The 16040-nt window shown below is 56.1% G+C and carries 15 protein-coding genes and 2 tRNA genes; 8 read left to right on the top strand and 9 right to left on the bottom strand.

The window, feature by feature from the left end:
• The first annotated feature begins 1 nt into the window (after position 1).
• Genes AAC632_RS04490 through lpxK form a run of 5 tightly spaced genes read left to right on the top strand, consistent with a single transcriptional unit; the run spans position 2 to position 4761 of the window.
• The gene (locus AAC632_RS04490) at positions 2-1366 is read left to right on the top strand and encodes a TldD/PmbA family protein (protein ID WP_340297911.1); all 1365 of its coding nucleotides are present in this window, start codon (positions 2-4) and stop codon (positions 1364-1366) included.
• Complete coding sequence (locus AAC632_RS04495; RefSeq protein ID WP_340297910.1) at positions 1353-2165, top strand: 3'(2'),5'-bisphosphate nucleotidase CysQ; 813 nt, start codon at positions 1353-1355, stop codon at positions 2163-2165. Before AAC632_RS04490 ends, AAC632_RS04495 begins: the two co-directional genes overlap by 14 nt.
• A 56-nt stretch (positions 2166-2221) precedes the next feature.
• Positions 2222-2458, top strand: coding sequence for a DUF4170 domain-containing protein (locus AAC632_RS04500; protein WP_340297909.1), 237 nt, complete (start codon positions 2222-2224; stop codon positions 2456-2458).
• Between the two features lie 13 nt (positions 2459-2471).
• On the top strand, positions 2472-3782 hold the full coding sequence (locus tag AAC632_RS04505) for a 3-deoxy-D-manno-octulosonic acid transferase (protein WP_340297908.1): 1311 nt from the start codon (positions 2472-2474) through the stop codon (positions 3780-3782).
• Positions 3769-4761, top strand: a complete 993-nt coding sequence (gene lpxK / locus AAC632_RS04510) for a tetraacyldisaccharide 4'-kinase (protein ID WP_340297907.1) — start codon at positions 3769-3771, stop codon at positions 4759-4761. The genes AAC632_RS04505 and lpxK overlap by 14 nt, the downstream gene beginning before the upstream one ends.
• Here the strand turns inward: lpxK and AAC632_RS04515 are convergent.
• From AAC632_RS04515 to AAC632_RS04525, 3 genes are read right to left on the bottom strand one after another with little or no spacing between them, the layout of a single operon-like run.
• A complete protein-coding gene (locus AAC632_RS04515) occupies positions 4733-5878 on the bottom strand; it encodes a CaiB/BaiF CoA transferase family protein (protein ID WP_340297906.1) in 1146 nt (381 codons plus the stop codon). The two genes, lpxK and AAC632_RS04515, sit on opposite strands and share 29 nt — an antisense overlap.
• Positions 5875-6498, bottom strand: a complete 624-nt coding sequence (locus AAC632_RS04520; RefSeq protein WP_340297905.1) for a DsbA family protein — start codon at positions 6496-6498, stop codon at positions 5875-5877. Before AAC632_RS04520 ends, AAC632_RS04515 begins: the two co-directional genes overlap by 4 nt.
• A gap of 19 nt (positions 6499-6517) precedes the next feature.
• Complete coding sequence (locus AAC632_RS04525) at positions 6518-7048, bottom strand: DUF721 domain-containing protein (protein WP_340297904.1); 531 nt, start codon at positions 7046-7048, stop codon at positions 6518-6520.
• 66 nt (positions 7049-7114) lie between these two features.
• On the opposite strand from AAC632_RS04525, the gene mutY reads away from it, so the two are divergent.
• Together mutY and AAC632_RS04535 are read left to right on the top strand one after the other, a co-directional pair.
• On the top strand, positions 7115-8215 hold the full coding sequence (mutY, locus tag AAC632_RS04530) for an A/G-specific adenine glycosylase (RefSeq protein WP_340297903.1): 1101 nt from the start codon (positions 7115-7117) through the stop codon (positions 8213-8215).
• Between the two features lie 78 nt (positions 8216-8293).
• Complete coding sequence (locus AAC632_RS04535) at positions 8294-9427, top strand: alkane 1-monooxygenase (protein ID WP_340297902.1); 1134 nt, start codon at positions 8294-8296, stop codon at positions 9425-9427.
• A gap of 95 nt (positions 9428-9522) precedes the next feature.
• On the opposite strand, the gene AAC632_RS04540 is transcribed toward AAC632_RS04535, so the two are convergent.
• The 4 genes from AAC632_RS04540 to AAC632_RS04555 form a co-directional block, all read right to left on the bottom strand.
• Positions 9523-10629, bottom strand: coding sequence for a site-specific DNA-methyltransferase (locus AAC632_RS04540; protein WP_340297901.1), 1107 nt, complete (start codon positions 10627-10629; stop codon positions 9523-9525).
• 100 nt (positions 10630-10729) lie between these two features.
• A complete protein-coding gene (locus tag AAC632_RS04545; protein WP_445322654.1) occupies positions 10730-11386 on the bottom strand; it encodes a ribonuclease HII in 657 nt (218 codons plus the stop codon).
• A complete protein-coding gene (locus AAC632_RS04550) occupies positions 11373-12614 on the bottom strand; it encodes a Coenzyme F420 hydrogenase/dehydrogenase, beta subunit C-terminal domain (RefSeq protein WP_340298769.1) in 1242 nt (413 codons plus the stop codon). Before AAC632_RS04550 ends, AAC632_RS04545 begins: the two co-directional genes overlap by 14 nt.
• A gap of 81 nt (positions 12615-12695) precedes the next feature.
• A tRNA-Arg gene (locus AAC632_RS04555) sits at positions 12696-12772 on the bottom strand.
• A 160-nt stretch (positions 12773-12932) separates the two neighbouring features.
• On the opposite strand from AAC632_RS04555, the gene AAC632_RS04560 reads away from it, so the two are divergent.
• Complete coding sequence (locus AAC632_RS04560; protein ID WP_340263039.1) at positions 12933-13922, top strand: LacI family DNA-binding transcriptional regulator; 990 nt, start codon at positions 12933-12935, stop codon at positions 13920-13922.
• Positions 13923-13928: 6 nt separating this feature from the next.
• Here AAC632_RS04560 and AAC632_RS04565 read toward each other — a convergent pair whose 3' ends face one another.
• The gene (locus AAC632_RS04565) at positions 13929-15341 is read right to left on the bottom strand and encodes an L-serine ammonia-lyase (RefSeq protein WP_340297900.1); all 1413 of its coding nucleotides are present in this window, start codon (positions 15339-15341) and stop codon (positions 13929-13931) included.
• A gap of 384 nt (positions 15342-15725) precedes the next feature.
• Positions 15726-15800, bottom strand: a tRNA-Lys gene (locus AAC632_RS04570).
• Positions 15801-16040: the final 240 nt, after the last annotated feature.

Below are 16040 nucleotides of genomic sequence, written 5' to 3' on the forward strand. Positions count from 1 at the left end.
GATGACAGACAGCCCTTCGAACACAGCGGCGCTGCGGGATCTGGCGGAACAGATTGTGGACATTGCCAAATCTGCGGGTGCGGATGCGGCAGATGCGATGGTGGTGCAAGGGGTCTCGCAAACAGTGAGCTTGCGCAATGGCGCGTTAGAGCAGGCAGAACGATCCGAGGGCACGGAAATGGGCCTTCGTGTCATGGTGGGCCAACGGCAGGCTTGTGTTTCGGCAGCAGATTTACGCCCAGACACGCTGCGTGACATGGCCGCGCGCGCGGTGACTATGGCGCGGCTTGCCCCCGAAGACCCAACCGTTGGCTTGGCCGATCCCGCGCAACTGAGCTCAATGCGCGATGCATCAGGTCTTGAGTTAAGCGATGACGGCGCGGCACCTCTGCCCGCCGAGATGGAGGATGAAGCCCGCCGCGCCGAGGCTGCGGCCCGCGCCGTTGCCAAAGTCACCCAAATTCAGTCCTCAAATGCAGGCTACAGCCACCGCACGATCTTTCTTGCGGGCAGCAACGGGTTTGCCGGTGGCTACGCCCGCAGTGATTATGGCCTCTCCTGCGTGGCAATTTCAGGCGAAGGCACAGGCATGGAGCGGGATTACTACGGGGATGGCCGCATTTTCCGCAGTGATCTGATTAGCCCCGAAGAAATAGGGTGCGAAGCTGGGATGCGTGCTGCTGCGCGCGCAGGGGCACGAAAGCCAAAAACAGGGAAATATCCCGTTTTCTTTGATGAACGTGTCTCCTCAACCCTCATCGGTCACATCTTGGCCGCGATCAATGGCAGCGCGATTGCACGCGGGTCGAGTTGGTTGCGCGATGCATTGGGTGAGGCGGTTTTGCCTGTTGGGTTTGATCTGCTGGAAGACCCTTTGCGCAAGCGTGCAGGCGGCTCGCGCCCCTTTGACGCCGAAGGTTTGGCGGCACAAAAGCGCGCCTTCATACAAGATGGCAAGCTGGCCTCATGGGTGCTTGATCTGGCGACTGCGCGAAAATTGGGTCTGGAAAGCACCGCCAATGCCGCGCGCGGGCTCACTAGCCCGCCTTCGCCAAGCGTTGGGAATCTCGCTTTGGTCGGGCCAAAGGTCGAACATGAGACGCTGTTGCGTGAGATGGGAACGGGGCTATTGGTGACATCCTTGATCGGCAGTTCCATCAACCCAACCACAGGCGATTATTCGCGTGGCGCGTCAGGGTTTTGGGTTGAAAACGGCGAAATCACCTATGCGGTCAATGAATGCACCATTGCAGGAAATTTGCGCGACATGCTTGGTACGATCCGTGCAGCAAATGATGCGCGCCCGCATCTGTCGCGGGTTATCCCCTCGCTTCTGGTAGAGGAGATGACGCTTGCAGGGGCCTGAGCGGCAAGATCGCGATGATCTGACCCTATTGGTAGAAGCGGCCCGTGCCGCAGGCGAGATTGCCCTGCGCTATTGGCAAAATGACCCCAAGGCTTGGGAAAAATCCGAAGGGGCAGGCCCCGTCACAGAAGCGGATTTGGAAATCGACAAGATGTTGGCGCGCGATCTTCAGGCCGCGCGTCCCAGTTACGGGTGGTTGTCGGAAGAAAGCCAAGATGACCCTGCCCGTCTGGCCGCGAAGCGGGGTTTCATCGTTGATCCCATCGATGGCACCCGCGCCTTTATGGATGGCTCTGGTGATTTCTCGCATGCATTGGCCGTTGTGGAAGATGGGCTCGTGCGTGCGGCGGTGGTCTATCTGCCTGCTGTCGGCAGGCTTTATGCCGCTGCGCGCGATGGGGGGGCGCTGTGCAATGAGACACCCTTGCGCATTTCAGGTCATGCCGAAGAAGAGGGCGCGCGCATTCTGACCACCAAGGTCAATTTTGAACCGCGCTATTGGCCACTTGGCGCGCCACCTGTGAGCCGCCATTTTCGATCCTCTCTCGCCTATCGTTTGGCCCTTGTGGGCGAAGGGCGCTATGATGGAATGCTGACCTTTCGCCCAACTTGGGAATGGGACAGCGCTGCAGGCAGTCTTATTGCCGCCGAGGCAGGCGCCAAGGTCTGCGACCGGGAGGGGCAGGCTTTGCGCTTTAACCGCCCCGACCCGCGAAGTGCGGGCGTTTTTGCAGGATCACGCGCCTTGGTGGATAAATTCATGGCGCGGCTTTCGGGTCAAACTGGCTTGACCGCCTGAGCCAAAACCTTAGGGTGCGCGCAGGTTTTCAAGGCTTCTTGTTAAGGAAATAATCTATGGCACAGCGTCTGCATTTGGTGTTTGGGAGCGAATTGGTCGACCCGGCCCGCACGGAGTTTCGCGATGTGAATGATATTCATATCGTGGGAATTTTCCCTGATTATGACAGCGCCTATAACGCATCGAAATCTGAAGCGCAGCGCACAGTAGACAATGCGCATATGCGCTACTTCATCGCCCATTTGCATCGCCTGCGCGATGAGGAGCAGGCCAATTCCGCGCAAAGCGAGTAAGGGATTGCATCGGATGCGGTCACGCTCCTTGCTGCTTTGGCTTTATCTTCTGTTTTCGCGTCATGCCACGGGTTTGGCGGAACGGATTTTGTCGGGCCGTTTGGCGCGCGGCAAAGAGGACGCGGTGCGTATCAATGAGCGGCGCGGTATTGCCAGTCAAGCGCGGCCCGATGGGCCATTGATCTGGTTTCATGCGGCCTCTGTCGGCGAGGCGCTTTCCCTTCTTGAGCTGATCCGCCGCATCCGTGAAGAGCGCGAAGACCTCACGATTCTGGTTACGACAGGCACCGTGACATCTGCGGCCGTAATGGGGCGGCGTTTGCCTGCTGATGTAATCTATCAATTCGTGCCTTTGGATATTATAGGTTTTGTTCAATCTTTTCTGAACCATTGGCAGCCAGACCTCGCCATCTGGACAGAGTCCGAATTGTGGCCTGCCATGATCGTTGAGACGCATCGGCAAGGATGCCCGATGATGTTGCTCAATGCGCGCATCTCGCAAGGGTCCGCGCGCAATTGGCGGTGGTTGGGCGGAATGGCCCGCGCGCTGCTATCGCGCTTTGATTTGGTGCAAGCGCAAGATGATCTGACCGCCTCTCGATTGCGGGGGTTGGGCTTGTTGCCATCTCGCATCGAAGTGACAGGCACCCTCAAGGAAGGTGCGGCGGCGCTTCCCCATGATGAGGCGCAGCGCCAAGATCTCTCGCAGCGCCTTGGCACCCGCCCCGCATGGGTGGCGGCTTCCACCCATGCGGGCGAAGAGGACTTGGTCTTGGCCGCGCATCGGGCCGTGTTGCGGTCAACCCCGCGGGCCATTCTGTTGCTCGTGCCACGCCATCCTGAGCGCGGCGCAGATATTGCGAAACTATTAGAAAGCGATGGCTGGACATTTGAGCAGCGCAGCACAGGCGCTCTGCCTGATCGCGACACCCAAGTGTATCTTGCCGATAGTTTGGGCGAGTTGGGCCTTTGGTATCGGCTTGCCCCGATTTCCTTTTTGGGGGGCTCTTTGGTTGATATCGGGGGGCATAATCCATTTGAACCTGCGGCCCTTGGGTCCGCCATTCTCTATGGGCCATATGTCAGCAATTTCACCGATATTTTTGATCGCTTACAGGCGGTCGATGCCGCGCGGCAGGTGCGCGATTCCGAAAGCCTCGCCCGTGCAGTGGATGAGTTGATGAACCCAGAACGGGCAGCCGCTATGGCCAATGCCGCATGGGAAGTATCCTCAACAGGGGCTGCGGTGACGGATCGTGCCCTCAATGCTATCCTAGAGCGGTTGGAACAACGCGAAGCGGATCAGCGCAATGCAAGCACCTAGATTTTGGTATCGCGCGCAGCCTAATGCAGTGGCCTATGCCTTGCGCCCACTGAGCGCGCTTTATACGGCAGGCACGGCGCGCAAATTGGCAACAGGCGCTCGGGCGAAACTTGGCGTGCCTGTGGTCTGTGTTGGCAATTTGACCGCAGGCGGAACTGGGAAAACGCCCACAGTGATTGCCATTTGGGAAATCCTAGCAGGGCTTGGCGCCACCCCCCACATTCTCAGCCGTGGGTATGGTGGAACACTCACCCAAATAACACGCGTAGACCCGACCCGTCACAGCGCAGCTGACTGTGGTGATGAACCCTTGCTTTTGTCAGCTTTTGCGCCTGTATGGGTGGGCCAAGATCGTCTGCAAAGTGCCAAATCGGCCATTGCGGCGGGAGCCGATATTTTGATCCTCGATGACGGGTTTCAAAATGCAAGTCTGGCTTATGATCTGTCCTTGATTGTGGTGGATGCCGCGCGTGGATTTGGCAATAGTCTGGTCATCCCCGCAGGCCCGCTGCGTGAGCCGATTGCAACAGGCCTCGCGCGTGCAGATTTTGTTCTATCCATTGGCGAGGCAGATCAGCAGGCGGCGTTTTCAATGCGCCATCCAGACCTTCCTTGCCCCCATCTTACGGGCCATTTGGCGCCGTTAAATATGGGGATGTCCTTCCAAGATATGCCCGTTTTGGCCTTTGCAGGGATCGGTCATCCTGAAAAGTTCTTTGCCACATTGCGCAAAATGGGTGCGCGTATATTGCGGGCTGAGGCCCTCAGCGACCACCAACCTTTAAGCGATGCCTTGATGGCGCGGATTTTGCGCGAAGCACAAAGCCTTGGGGCGCAGCCTGTCACAACCGAAAAAGATGCGGTGCGCCTGCCTGATGCGCTGCGGCGTGAGGTGTTGACGGTGCCCGTGCGCCTGCGACTAGACCAAGACCACGCTTTGCGGGATCGCCTTAGCGGGATTTTTTCGAAAAGCCCGTGATACCATCATCCTCGCCCAATTTCGGCGCGGGACGTTCAAGCGCCAAATCAGCCCCTGAAAAATGAAAAGGCGGCCGCGTGCTTGGCACGCCCTCAAGATCAAGGCGAAACCCGCGCGCCACGGCCTGCGGATCGGCGAAGGTTTCTGCAAGTGAATTGATCGGCCCCGCAGGCACAGATTTCACTTCGCACGCCTCTAATAGGGCAGATTTGCTGAGGCTGCGCGTCTTAGGTTCAAGCGCGGCGTTTAGGCTGTCGCGGTTCTTCACACGATCTGCATTGATGCGATATCGCGGATCCTGTCCCAACTCCGCACAGTCCAAAATCTCGCATAGTTTTTGGAATTGCCCATCATTGCCAACCGCGATGATGATCCAGCCATCCGCGCATGGAAAGGTTTGATAAGGCGCGAGATTGGGATGGGCATTGCCCATACGATTGGGGGCTTGCCCTGTTGCCAAATAATTCATTGCTTGATTGGCCATCATCGCGGTCGCGGCATCAAAAAGCGCCATATCAATATGCTGCCCTTGGCCTGTGCGCGCGCGCATATGCAACGCAGCCAAAATGGCGTTTGAGGCATAAAGACCAGTGACAATATCGGTGACGGCAACGCCAACCTTTTGGGGATGATCCTCGGGGTCGCCTGTAACAGACATCAGCCCAGACATGCCTTGGATGATGTAATCATAGCCCGCGCGATGCGCATATGGCCCATTTTGGCCGAACCCCGTGATCGAGCAATAAATCAATGCAGGGTTTTCGCGGGCCAGACTTGGGTAATCGAGGCCAAATTTGGCCAAGCCACCAAGTTTGAAATTCTCAATCAAAACATCAGCTTCGCGCGCCAAAGCAATCATGCGGTCGCGGTCTTTGGCAGATTTAAAGTCCGCGATGATGGATTTTTTGCCGCGATTGGTTCCATGAAAATAAGCCGCGCTTTCATCCCCCTCACGAGAGATAAAGGGCGGGCCCCAATGGCGCGTGTCATCACCATCGGGGCTTTCGACCTTGATCACTTCGGCGCCCAAATCTGCCAGAACCTGCCCCGCCCATGGCCCCGCCAAAATGCGGGCAAGCTCTAGAACTTTGACACCTGCGAGGGGGGTTCTGTTCATTGGTTGCGGGCAAGCGCGTCTTCGATCCGCGACGCGATGTCCTCATAGGCCATATTGCCATACAGCGTGCCGGCAATGACCAAGGCGGGGGTGCCCTCAATCGGATATTCTACGCGATTGGCTTCGTAATTATCGATCATGGCCTGCGCGGTTTCGGCATCCTGCATGCAGGCGTCCAATTCTACATCCGTCAAACCCGCAGAAAGACCTATGCGCCGCAGATTGTCCGCGATGGTCGCAGCATCACCTTGGGTCCATTCCCGCTGCGTGCGGTAAACAATATCGGCCACGCCAAAATAGCGCATTTCGCCTGCGCAACGCGCCACCATGGCCGCCCACAAACCTGGGCGGTCAAAGTAAACTTCACGATAAACCAATCGCACTTTGCCTGTTTCAATGTAATCGCGCTTTAGCTGAGGCAAAACTTGTAGGTGAAAAGTGGCGCAATGCGGACAGGTGAATGAGGCATATTCGATCAACTCGACAGGCGCATTCGGATCACCAAGAGCAAAATCCACAATCTCAGGGGCGGCGCTTGCGTCTTGAGCCATGCCAAATCTGGGAAGGGCGGATACAAAAGCCGCTGCGGATGCTGCGATCAAAGCCTGTCTGCGATCCATAATATTCTCTCTCTGTAAATTAGGATGTCTGTTTTCTTATGACGCGCTGCGCCAGACGTTCAAGAGCATCGCGCAACCCCTCATCGGTGATGTGCGCTGCTGCGGCCTTGGCCTTGGCGTTCAAGATTTCTATTGCCTCTTGGGGCAATTCTGGCCGGGGGCGTGGTGCGATGAAGTCACGCGCAAGGCTCTGTCCCGCCGTTTGGGTCAAGGATATTTTGGACACAGCATTATAACCATAAGCCGCGTTTACCTTTGTTCTGATATCTTCTTTGCGCATCTCAAGAATTGGGGCATGCGCCCCGCTCGTCAAAAGCACTAAAGTGGCCCCAAACCCATCACGCCCATGCGAAAGTTTTACAGGGCGCGCGATATCTGCAAACTCAGGCCCCATGATCTCCCGCCACTGGGTGATCAGCCGTGCCTCAGCGAAACCACGCCTTTCTGCGGAGCTTTTTATTTGCGCCATAACAAGCTTAGCCGCGGGTTCAAACCCACGGTTACGGCGGCTTGCCTCTTCGGGCGGGATATGATCGCTTGCTTTTCTCATCTGCGGGTCAATTTAGGGGGTATGAAACAGATTGACCAATCAAAACCGAAGACAGGGTGATAAAGCTTGTGTGACGAGATTGAAATAACGGATGACCTCTCGCGTGACTTGTTGGCGTGGTATGATGCCCATGCGCGCGATATGCCGTGGCGGGTCGGGCCCGCGGCGCGCAAATCAGGGCAGCGTCCAAACCCATACCATGTGTGGTTGTCTGAGGTGATGCTACAGCAAACAACCGTGGCAACTGTGCGTGACTACTTTACCAAGTTCATCTCTCTCTGGCCTCGGATTGAGGATCTTGCAGCAGCGGAAGATGCGGATGTCATGGCGGCTTGGGCGGGGCTTGGCTATTATGCAAGGGCGCGCAACCTGCTCAAATGCGCGCGCGTGGTTACTGATCAACACGCGGGGATATTCCCGACAACCGAAGAGGCGCTTTTGACGCTTTCCGGAATTGGCCCTTACACCGCCGCTGCGATCGCGGCGATTGCCTTTAACCGCCGCGCAGTCGTCATGGATGGCAATGTAGAGCGTGTCATGGCGCGCCTCTTCGCAGTGGAAACCCCGCTGCCCCGTGCAAAGCCTGAGTTGAAAGCCCATGCCGCCGCCCTCACCCCTGCACAGCGGACGGGGGATTACGCGCAAGCCGTCATGGATTTGGGTGCCACGATTTGCACACCACGCAGCCCCGCCTGTGGTATTTGCCCGATCATGACTCAATGCGCCGCCCACAAAGCGGGCATTGCGGCGGAATTGCCGCGAAAGGAGCCAAAACAGCCCAAACCAACGCGGGTTGGTCATATTTACTTAGCCTTTCGGCCCGATGGTGCGGTTTTGGTCGAGCAACGCCCCGAAACGGGTCTTTTGGGGGGGATGCTTGGCTTTGTCACCAGCCCTTGGGCGGGGGTAGATGATCCCACGGCGCCGATCGTGGAGGCGCTTGCGCCTCCCATTGAGGGCGAATGGCACGACACGGGCCAAGAGGTGCGCCATACCTTTACCCATTTCCATCTGCGCCTGCGCGTGCATCTGTGCCATGCCTCTGAAAACGCGAGCCCGCAGCAAGGTTATTTCCTGACCCGCGCCAAGTTCCGCGTTGCGGACATGCCAACAGTGATGCGCAAAGCGTTTGACCTTTGCCGCATCGATACGGGGCCTTCACCTTGAGCATAATTATATATTTTCATATATAATATTTTTACCTATATACGTTTAGGATGACAGCATGAGCTGTGAGGTAGAGGCATGTTCAGGTCAAATTATTTGGCATCGCTTCGTGATGTAGCCCCGTTTTGGGTCTCGCTTCTGCTCATCCCTCTTTTGGTCGCAGTCAGCCAATGGGGCGGGTGGAGCATCCTTTTGGTGCTTGCGGCCACATGGTGGTTGTTTCCGCTGTTGGATCAAGTATTCGGCCGCGATCCAACCAACCCTGATGAGGCCGCGTGTCTCAACTCTCTGTTTTGGTATCGCGCAATCACCTTGATCTGGGCACCGTCACAATTCGGATTGGTCTTTGGGTTGATTGTATATCTCGCCACCAATCCTGCACATCTGACGCTTACCGAGCAATTCGGGTTGGCGGCCTCTTCGGGTGTTGTCACGGGAATGATTGGCATCAATTACAGCCATGAATTGATGCACCGCCCCACGCGGTTGGAACGTGGCTTGGCCGATATCCTACTGGCGATGACGCTTTATTCGCATTTCAAAACCGAACATCTTTTGGTGCATCATATCCATGTGGCCTCCCCGCGTGACCCTGCTTCTGCGCGATATAATGAGGGGTTTCACCGCTTTTTCCCCCGTGTTTTGATCCAGTCGTTCAAATCTGCATGGCAGGCCGAAGCGCAGCGCCTTGAAAAGCGCAGGCTTGCACTATGGCATAGAAGCAATCCGTTCTGGCGTTACGGGGGATTGCAGGCAGGCATGATGGGATTGGCCTATGCCATTGGCGGGAAATGGGGCCCTGCTTTCTTCGCTGTGCAGGCCTTTGTTGCGGTGTTCCATTTGGAAATCACAAATTACATCGAACATTACGGCCTCACGCGGGCCTACAAAGGCGCGGGGAAATATGAACATGTCAAACTCCGCCATTCGTGGAATGCGGATCATCGGGCCACGAATTGGTTGCTGATCAACTTGCAGCGTCACTCAGGCCATCATTATCGTCCAGATCGGGCCTATCCGCTGTTACAAACCTATGATCACGATGCCGCGCCGCAACTGCCTTATGGCTATCTTTTAATGGGGATTTTGGCCCTCCGCCCGCCTTTGTGGCGGCGGGTTATGAACCCCAAGGTGCGCGCTTGGCGCAAGCAACATTATCCGCAAGTCAAGGATTGGACGCCCTATTCGAAAGGGATGCTTCAAACGGAATAAAAAACCCCCGCCCGATGGGCGAGGGTAAGGTGCGTGCCCCCGAGGCAAAAGCCACAGGCACGGGCGGTATATCGAAAGCTGTCTTGGAGGTGGCGTTACTCGCCCAACTCGGAACGCAATTGTTGACGAAGGTGATCAATCGGCACGGTTTTCCCGTCACGGCGGAAATGCCAATATGTCCACCCGTTGCACGAAGGTGCGCCTTCAAGTTTCGCCCCCACTTGGTGGATCGACCCTTTGGTGTCCAAAGCGACAAGCGTGCCATCGGCGCGAATTTTTGCACGATGGCGGCCATTGCCGCTGTGCAATTCCTCACCAGGCCGCAGCAAGCCCCGCTCGACCAATTGACCGAAGGGAATACGCGGTTCCGATCTTTTGCTGAGGCTGGTTTCAAGCGCATCACTGTCAAAACGGCGCGTGTTGGCGATACGCTTTTCGGCGATTTCGCGATACTCTTCCTCACGCTCGATGCCGATGAAATCGCGCCCCAATTTCTTTGCAACGGCGCCCGTTGTCCCAGTGCCAAAGAAAGGATCAAGAACTACGTCGCCTGGATTTGTTGAGGCAATCAAAATGCGGTGCAGCAGCGATTCAGGCTTTTGCGTTGGATGTGCCTTTTCGCCCCGCGAGTTCTTCAAACGCTCACCGCCATTACAAATCGGCAAAAGCCAATCAGAGCGCATTTGAATCCCCTCATTTAGGGATTTGAGCGCCTCATAATTGAACGTGTATTTCGCTGCTTCAGATTTCGAAGCCCAGATCATCGTCTCATGGGCATTTGTCAAACGCTTGCCGCGGAAATTGGGCATCGGATTGGATTTGCGCCAAACAACATCATTCAGCAACCAATAGCCTTGGTTTTGCAGTTCGGCCCCCACGCGAAAAATGTTGTGATACGAGCCAATCACCCAAATCGCGCCATTCGGCTTGAGGATACGGCGCGCCGCAGCGAGCCAGGTTTGCGTGAATTCGTCATAGGCACGGAAGCTGTCGAATTGATCCCAATGATCATCCACCGCATCTACAAGCGAATTGTCGGGGCGATGCAAATCACCCTTGAGCTGAAGGTTGTAAGGCGGGTCGGCGAAAATCAGATCGACCGAACCTTCAGGAAGGCTGTTCATCACATCAATGCTATCACCAGCCAATATCTGGTTAAGCGGCAGGGCATGCGCCCCCGCGGGATTGGTTTTCGTCTTCATTACTGCCTCTGACTTTTAATCGTCACGGCGCCATTTTTTGACGCTCATCTTGAGGCCTAAGATGAGTCGAAACTAATTCGCCGTCAATTTATTTTTTGAATCAAAGACTTACAAGATGACGTTGATACAAGATATTGTGGACGGGCTTGAATGAACGTCTATGGTGCGGGGTCACCCCAATATCTTGAAGGGCTTGAAGGTGGGCTTTTGAGGGGTAGCCCGCGTTTTTCTCCCAGCCGTAGCCCGCAAACTGTTGCGATAATGTCACCATCAGCCGATCCCGTGTTACCTTGGCCATGATAGAAGCCGCCGAAATCGAAATAGAACGGGCATCACCTTTGATGATTGCAGTGGCAGGGCTGGGCAAATCAGGGGGAATGGCATTGCCGTCAATCAGCGCATGATCTGGACAGCGGGAGAGACCAAGCACCGCACGGCGCATGGCCAAAAAAGTCGCGTTGCGAATATTCAGCTCATCAATCTCGGCAACGCTCGCCTCTGCGATACTGACCTCGGCCCGCGCGGCAATCTCATCGAACAGCGCCTCGCGCCGCTTTTGGCTGAGCGTTTTGGAATCATGCAAACCTTCGGGAATATCGCTTGGGTTTAGGATAACGGCTGCGGCCATAACAGGCCCCGCCAACGGGCCGCGCCCCACCTCATCCACGCCCGCGACAAGGCCGCCGATCTGCGTCTCAAAACTGAAATCTGGCGCGAGATTGGGTTTGGTCATAGTCGCGAGATTACGGATTACCATCCTCGCGCGCAATCTCGGATGGATTGGGCCCCACCCCATAGCGCGCAGCAAGGCTCCAGACATGGGCGGGAACCATATTCTTCATCTTGGCAGGATGACTGCGGCGCAAATGTAAGATGGTTTCAATCGCTTTCATCTCGACCCGCGCGCGGGCAAATTCCAAGCCACGCGGCCCAAGACGAGGCTGGAGATAGGCCACCAATGGTCGCAGCCAGTTGGGCATCCGCCGCAGGGGCAAACCGCCCGCCGCGCGCTCCGTATTGGCCAAAAAGCCTTTGACAGCGCTTGTGCGATCCCCCTTATCGGTCAAGGGCGACAGGCAGAGCCGATCTTTGATGCCATCAAGCATCTCTGCGCCACGGGCATTGCGCACCAAGATCCATTGTGCCCCATCGCCGCCCATATAGCCCACCGTGATATCGGCCAAGCGGTTCGTGTAATCGACACATGTCTTGCAGGTCATTGGAAAGAAATCCGCAGGCAATTGCGAGATTGGTAATTTCAAAAAAGGCACGAAACGGGGCGGGCGCCCATCTGAAAAGCGCAGCTCGACTGAGTAATCCGCGCGAAACTCAAGATAACTGACGCTGTTTGGCTTGGCATCAAGCAGCGCAAGGAAATCATGAAATCGCGCGGTTGTGGTGTTGTCCGAACAGGGCGTGCCGATGACATAAAGCCGCTCGAACCCATACTCGGCCTCAAGCGCACGCAGGGCATAGGTCTGACAGGGGATGCCGATAAAGGCCAAGCGCGTGATTCCGCGCGCCTTTGCGAGTTCTAACAAGGCCACGCTTGGGGCAAAGCCCATGCGCATCCCGCGGCAGGCGGATAAGTCGTCTGGTTCGGTGACCAACACAGGCACAGGGCGCCATTGATCGTCTGGGTCAGGCGCCACTGTGATGACCGCCTCAATCGCCCCCGCCCGTAATAAGGTTTCCGCGAGCGCCGTGGTAATGCCCGTCCACTGCGCACCTTCGGCCGCTGGGGTCAGCCTTGCGCGATACATCGCTTCGGTTACACCAAAAAACGCTTCCTCATGACGCGCAGGGTCACTGATACGCCCATGAATGCGGGCTTCGGCGTGCGGATAATCTGGGGCGATAAACTGACAGGCCCGCCCGCAGGCGCGATCATCAGACATGCGACTGACCCCGCAATCGGTGCAAAGCCCCGCACGCGGCCCTTTACCAAGTTTAGGCGCGAGTGTTCCCCGCTGCGCATCCAACATGATCTTGGTCAACTTTCCTTTGGTCCAAGATCAATGATCAGGCGCGACAGCCAGACTGTCAATCAAAATAGACAGATTGCATGGTGACCCCGACAGGACTCGAACCTGTAACCTATCCCTTAGGAGGGGATTGCTCTATCCAGTTGAGCCACGGGGCCATGTCTGCTTTTTTGCTGGAATTTGCTATGGCGCGCAAGTCGATCTAAAAAACCGAACGCTTGGCAAATAGGGATGGTTCGGCGTATCAATAGGAACCAGACGACCGAAGACAGGATACCAGACGTGCGCGGACGCAATCCCTTTGATGGCAAACCCCAGATGACTTTGCGCGATGTGGCTGAGGCAGCGGGGGTTTCGGAAATGACCGTCAGCCGCGTCTTGCGCAATCGGGGGGATGTCTCTGAGCGCACGCGCAGCAAGGTTTTTGAAGCCGCCCGCGCCTTGGGATATGTGCCCAATAAAATCGCGGGCGCTTTGGCATCAAACCGCGTCAATCTGGTTGGCGTGGTGATCCCATCTCTATCCAACATGGTCTTCCCTGATGTCCTTACAGGCATTGGTGAGGGTCTGCATGAAACGGATTTGCAGCCCGTTGTTGGCACCTCAAATTATGATTTAGGGCAGGAAGAAAAAGTCATTTTCGAAATGCTGTCATGGCGGCCCTCTGGTCTGATCGTAGCGGGGTTGGAACATACAGATGCCGCGCGGAAGATGATGGAGAATGCGGGGATTCCTGTTGTCGAGGTGATGGACATTGACGGCCCAAGTGTGGCGGCCCGCGTAGGCATCTCACATGTGGCGGCAGGTCGCGCCATGGCCGAAGAAATCCTTGCCCGTGGCTATCGCAAAATTGGGTATCTGGGTTCTAGCTCTTTGCGCGATTTTCGGTCGCAAAAGCGGCAGCAGGGCTTTGAGGATGCGCTGAAGGAGGCGGGTCTCTCCTTGGCGGATAAGATTTTTTATGCAGGCCCCTCGGGTTTTGGCACAGGCCGCGCGATGACCGAAGATTTGCTAAGCCGCAGCCCTGATCTTGATTTCCTCTATTATAATACGGATATGAACGCGGCGGGCGGCCTGCTTTATCTGTTGGAAAAGGGGTATGATATTCCCAATCAAATTGGCATTGCGGGGTTCAATTCCTTTGCCATTTTGGACGGGCTGCCCTTGCGCATCGCCACCATGGACAGCCGCCGCGCAGATATTGGACGTGAGGCGGCCAAAATCATTGCAGGGCGCGCGCTTTCGGGGGCCGATATCGGATTGTCGCCAGAATTCTTGGCGGGTGACACCGTGCGTCAGCGTGGCTGACCCGCCTCAGCATTCAGGCAGATTGACGGCCAAGCCCCCAAGCGAAGTTTCTTTATATTTCAGGTTCATATCATGGCCCGTTTGCCGCATGGCTTCGATACAATTATCAAGCGGCATGAAATGGGTGCCATCGCCCCGCAGCGCCAATGAAGCGGCCGATACAGCCTTGATCGCACCGAGGCCGTTGCGTTCGATGCAGGGCACCTGAACCAATCCTGCCACGGGGTCACAGGTCATGCCTAAGTGATGTTCAAGCGCGATTTCAGCAGCGTTTTCAATTTGTTCATTGGTGCCGCCAAGTGCCGCGCAAAGCCCCGCTGCGGCCATGGCTGCGGCTGATCCAACCTCGCCCTGACAGCCAACTTCGGCCCCAGAGATCGAGGCATTATGCTTGATCAACCCGCCAATTGCCGCCGCGACCATCAAGAAATCCAACCCGCCCTTTGCGGTCGCGCCGATGCAATGGGTTAGATAATAATGCAAAACTGCTGGAACCACGCCTGCCGCCCCATTGGTGGGGGCGGTAACCACTCGGCCCCCTGCCGCGTTTTCTTCGTTCACGGCCATTGCATAGACCGAAAGCCAATCGTTGATTGTATGGGGTTGGGTGATGTTGTGCCCCGCCTCGGCTTGTAACTGATCATGGATCGCCTTTGCCCGGCGCTTGACCCGCAAACCGCCGGGCAATTCACCCTCCATCCGCAAGCCGCGCTCAATGCAGCACAGCATCGCATCTCGGATTGCCTCAAGGCGCTTTTGCACCTCGGCGCGCGGCGCGCCGTGGCATTCATTCTCCCATTTCATCTGCGCAATAGATTTCTGCGCCTTTGCCCCCATGATCAACATTTCTTCAGCTGTGCCAAAGGGATAGGGGTATCCTGCATCCGCCTTTTGGGCGGCGAGTGAATTCTTGCGGGCGGCTTTGGCCGCTTGTAATTCTTTCGCGGTCATTACGAAACCGCCACCGATGGAGTAAAAGACTTCCTCCATATAGAGCGCCCCGTTGGCGTCATAAGCGCGGAGGATCATACCATTGGCATGCCCCACTAGGGCGGGGCCATAGTCAAAGATGATATCTTCCTCTGGGTTGAGGCGCAGTTGCGGCAGCCCGTCAGGGGTAACATGCCCTGCTGATTTGATCGCTGCAATGGTGCTATCCGCCTGGTCTGGGTCAAGTTTATCGGGGCGAAACCCAGCAAGGCCCAAAATTACAGCGCGGTCAGTGGCGTGACCTTTGCCAGTAAAGGCAAGCGATCCGTGCAAATGACATGACAAGGCCGCTACCTCACCGGCGCCGGGCTCTCGAGCGCCATGGCGCAGGCGGTCGAGAAATTGCGCGGCGGCATTCATTGGCCCAATCGTATGGGAGGAGGAGGGGCCAATCCCAATTTTGAAAATATCAAAAACTGACAGAAACATAATGCAATTGCCCCGATCTGCGCTGCGCCTTGGGTCAAGATATGCGATTTTTTCTGATTTCTATGGTGATAAATCCGACTCGTTTCTCACGCTGCGCGACCAATCGCTAAGGCGTGTGATCAGAAATCATGCTCTGCTCGCTCATAGCGCTGCGATGGGGACGTAAGCCTATGAGCGCATCCGCTTTGTCAGAGGCCCAGCCTCTAGCAAGGCAGTGGGCTGCACCTACGGTTTTTGTTTGGAGGCATCAACCTTAAACGGATTGAGAGTGACCAGGCGGGAAATACGCCGGCCAATACACCAATTTTCGTGAGATAAACCGCCCACATTAATGCGGCTGACTGTCTGAGTTGAGGGTAACAGATACGCGTCATATCTGGCTATTGGTGAGCCCGGGAGGATTCGAACCTCCGACCAATTGATTAAAAGTCAACTGCTCTACCACTGAGCTACGGGCCCGCCTGAGGCCCGCGTAATATAAACGAGACTGCCCCCCGTCAAGCCAAAAACCTGAATAATTGTCATTATAATAATCAGCCTACAATTTCGATGCTATTGCGCGGACGGTTTTGTTCAAATTGGTGTATACTGCGTCTACTGCAATACAGTAGATTTCGGTATGACATTCAGCTTCTAATCCTCACGAATTATCTGCTAGGGAAAGAGCGGGCTTTGGCCCGCTCTTTTTTCATTTGGTGA

The sequence above is a fragment of the Roseobacter sp. HKCC-CH-9351 genome (assembly GCF_037830295.1).
GTDB lineage: Bacteria > Pseudomonadota > Alphaproteobacteria > Rhodobacterales > Rhodobacteraceae > M30B80.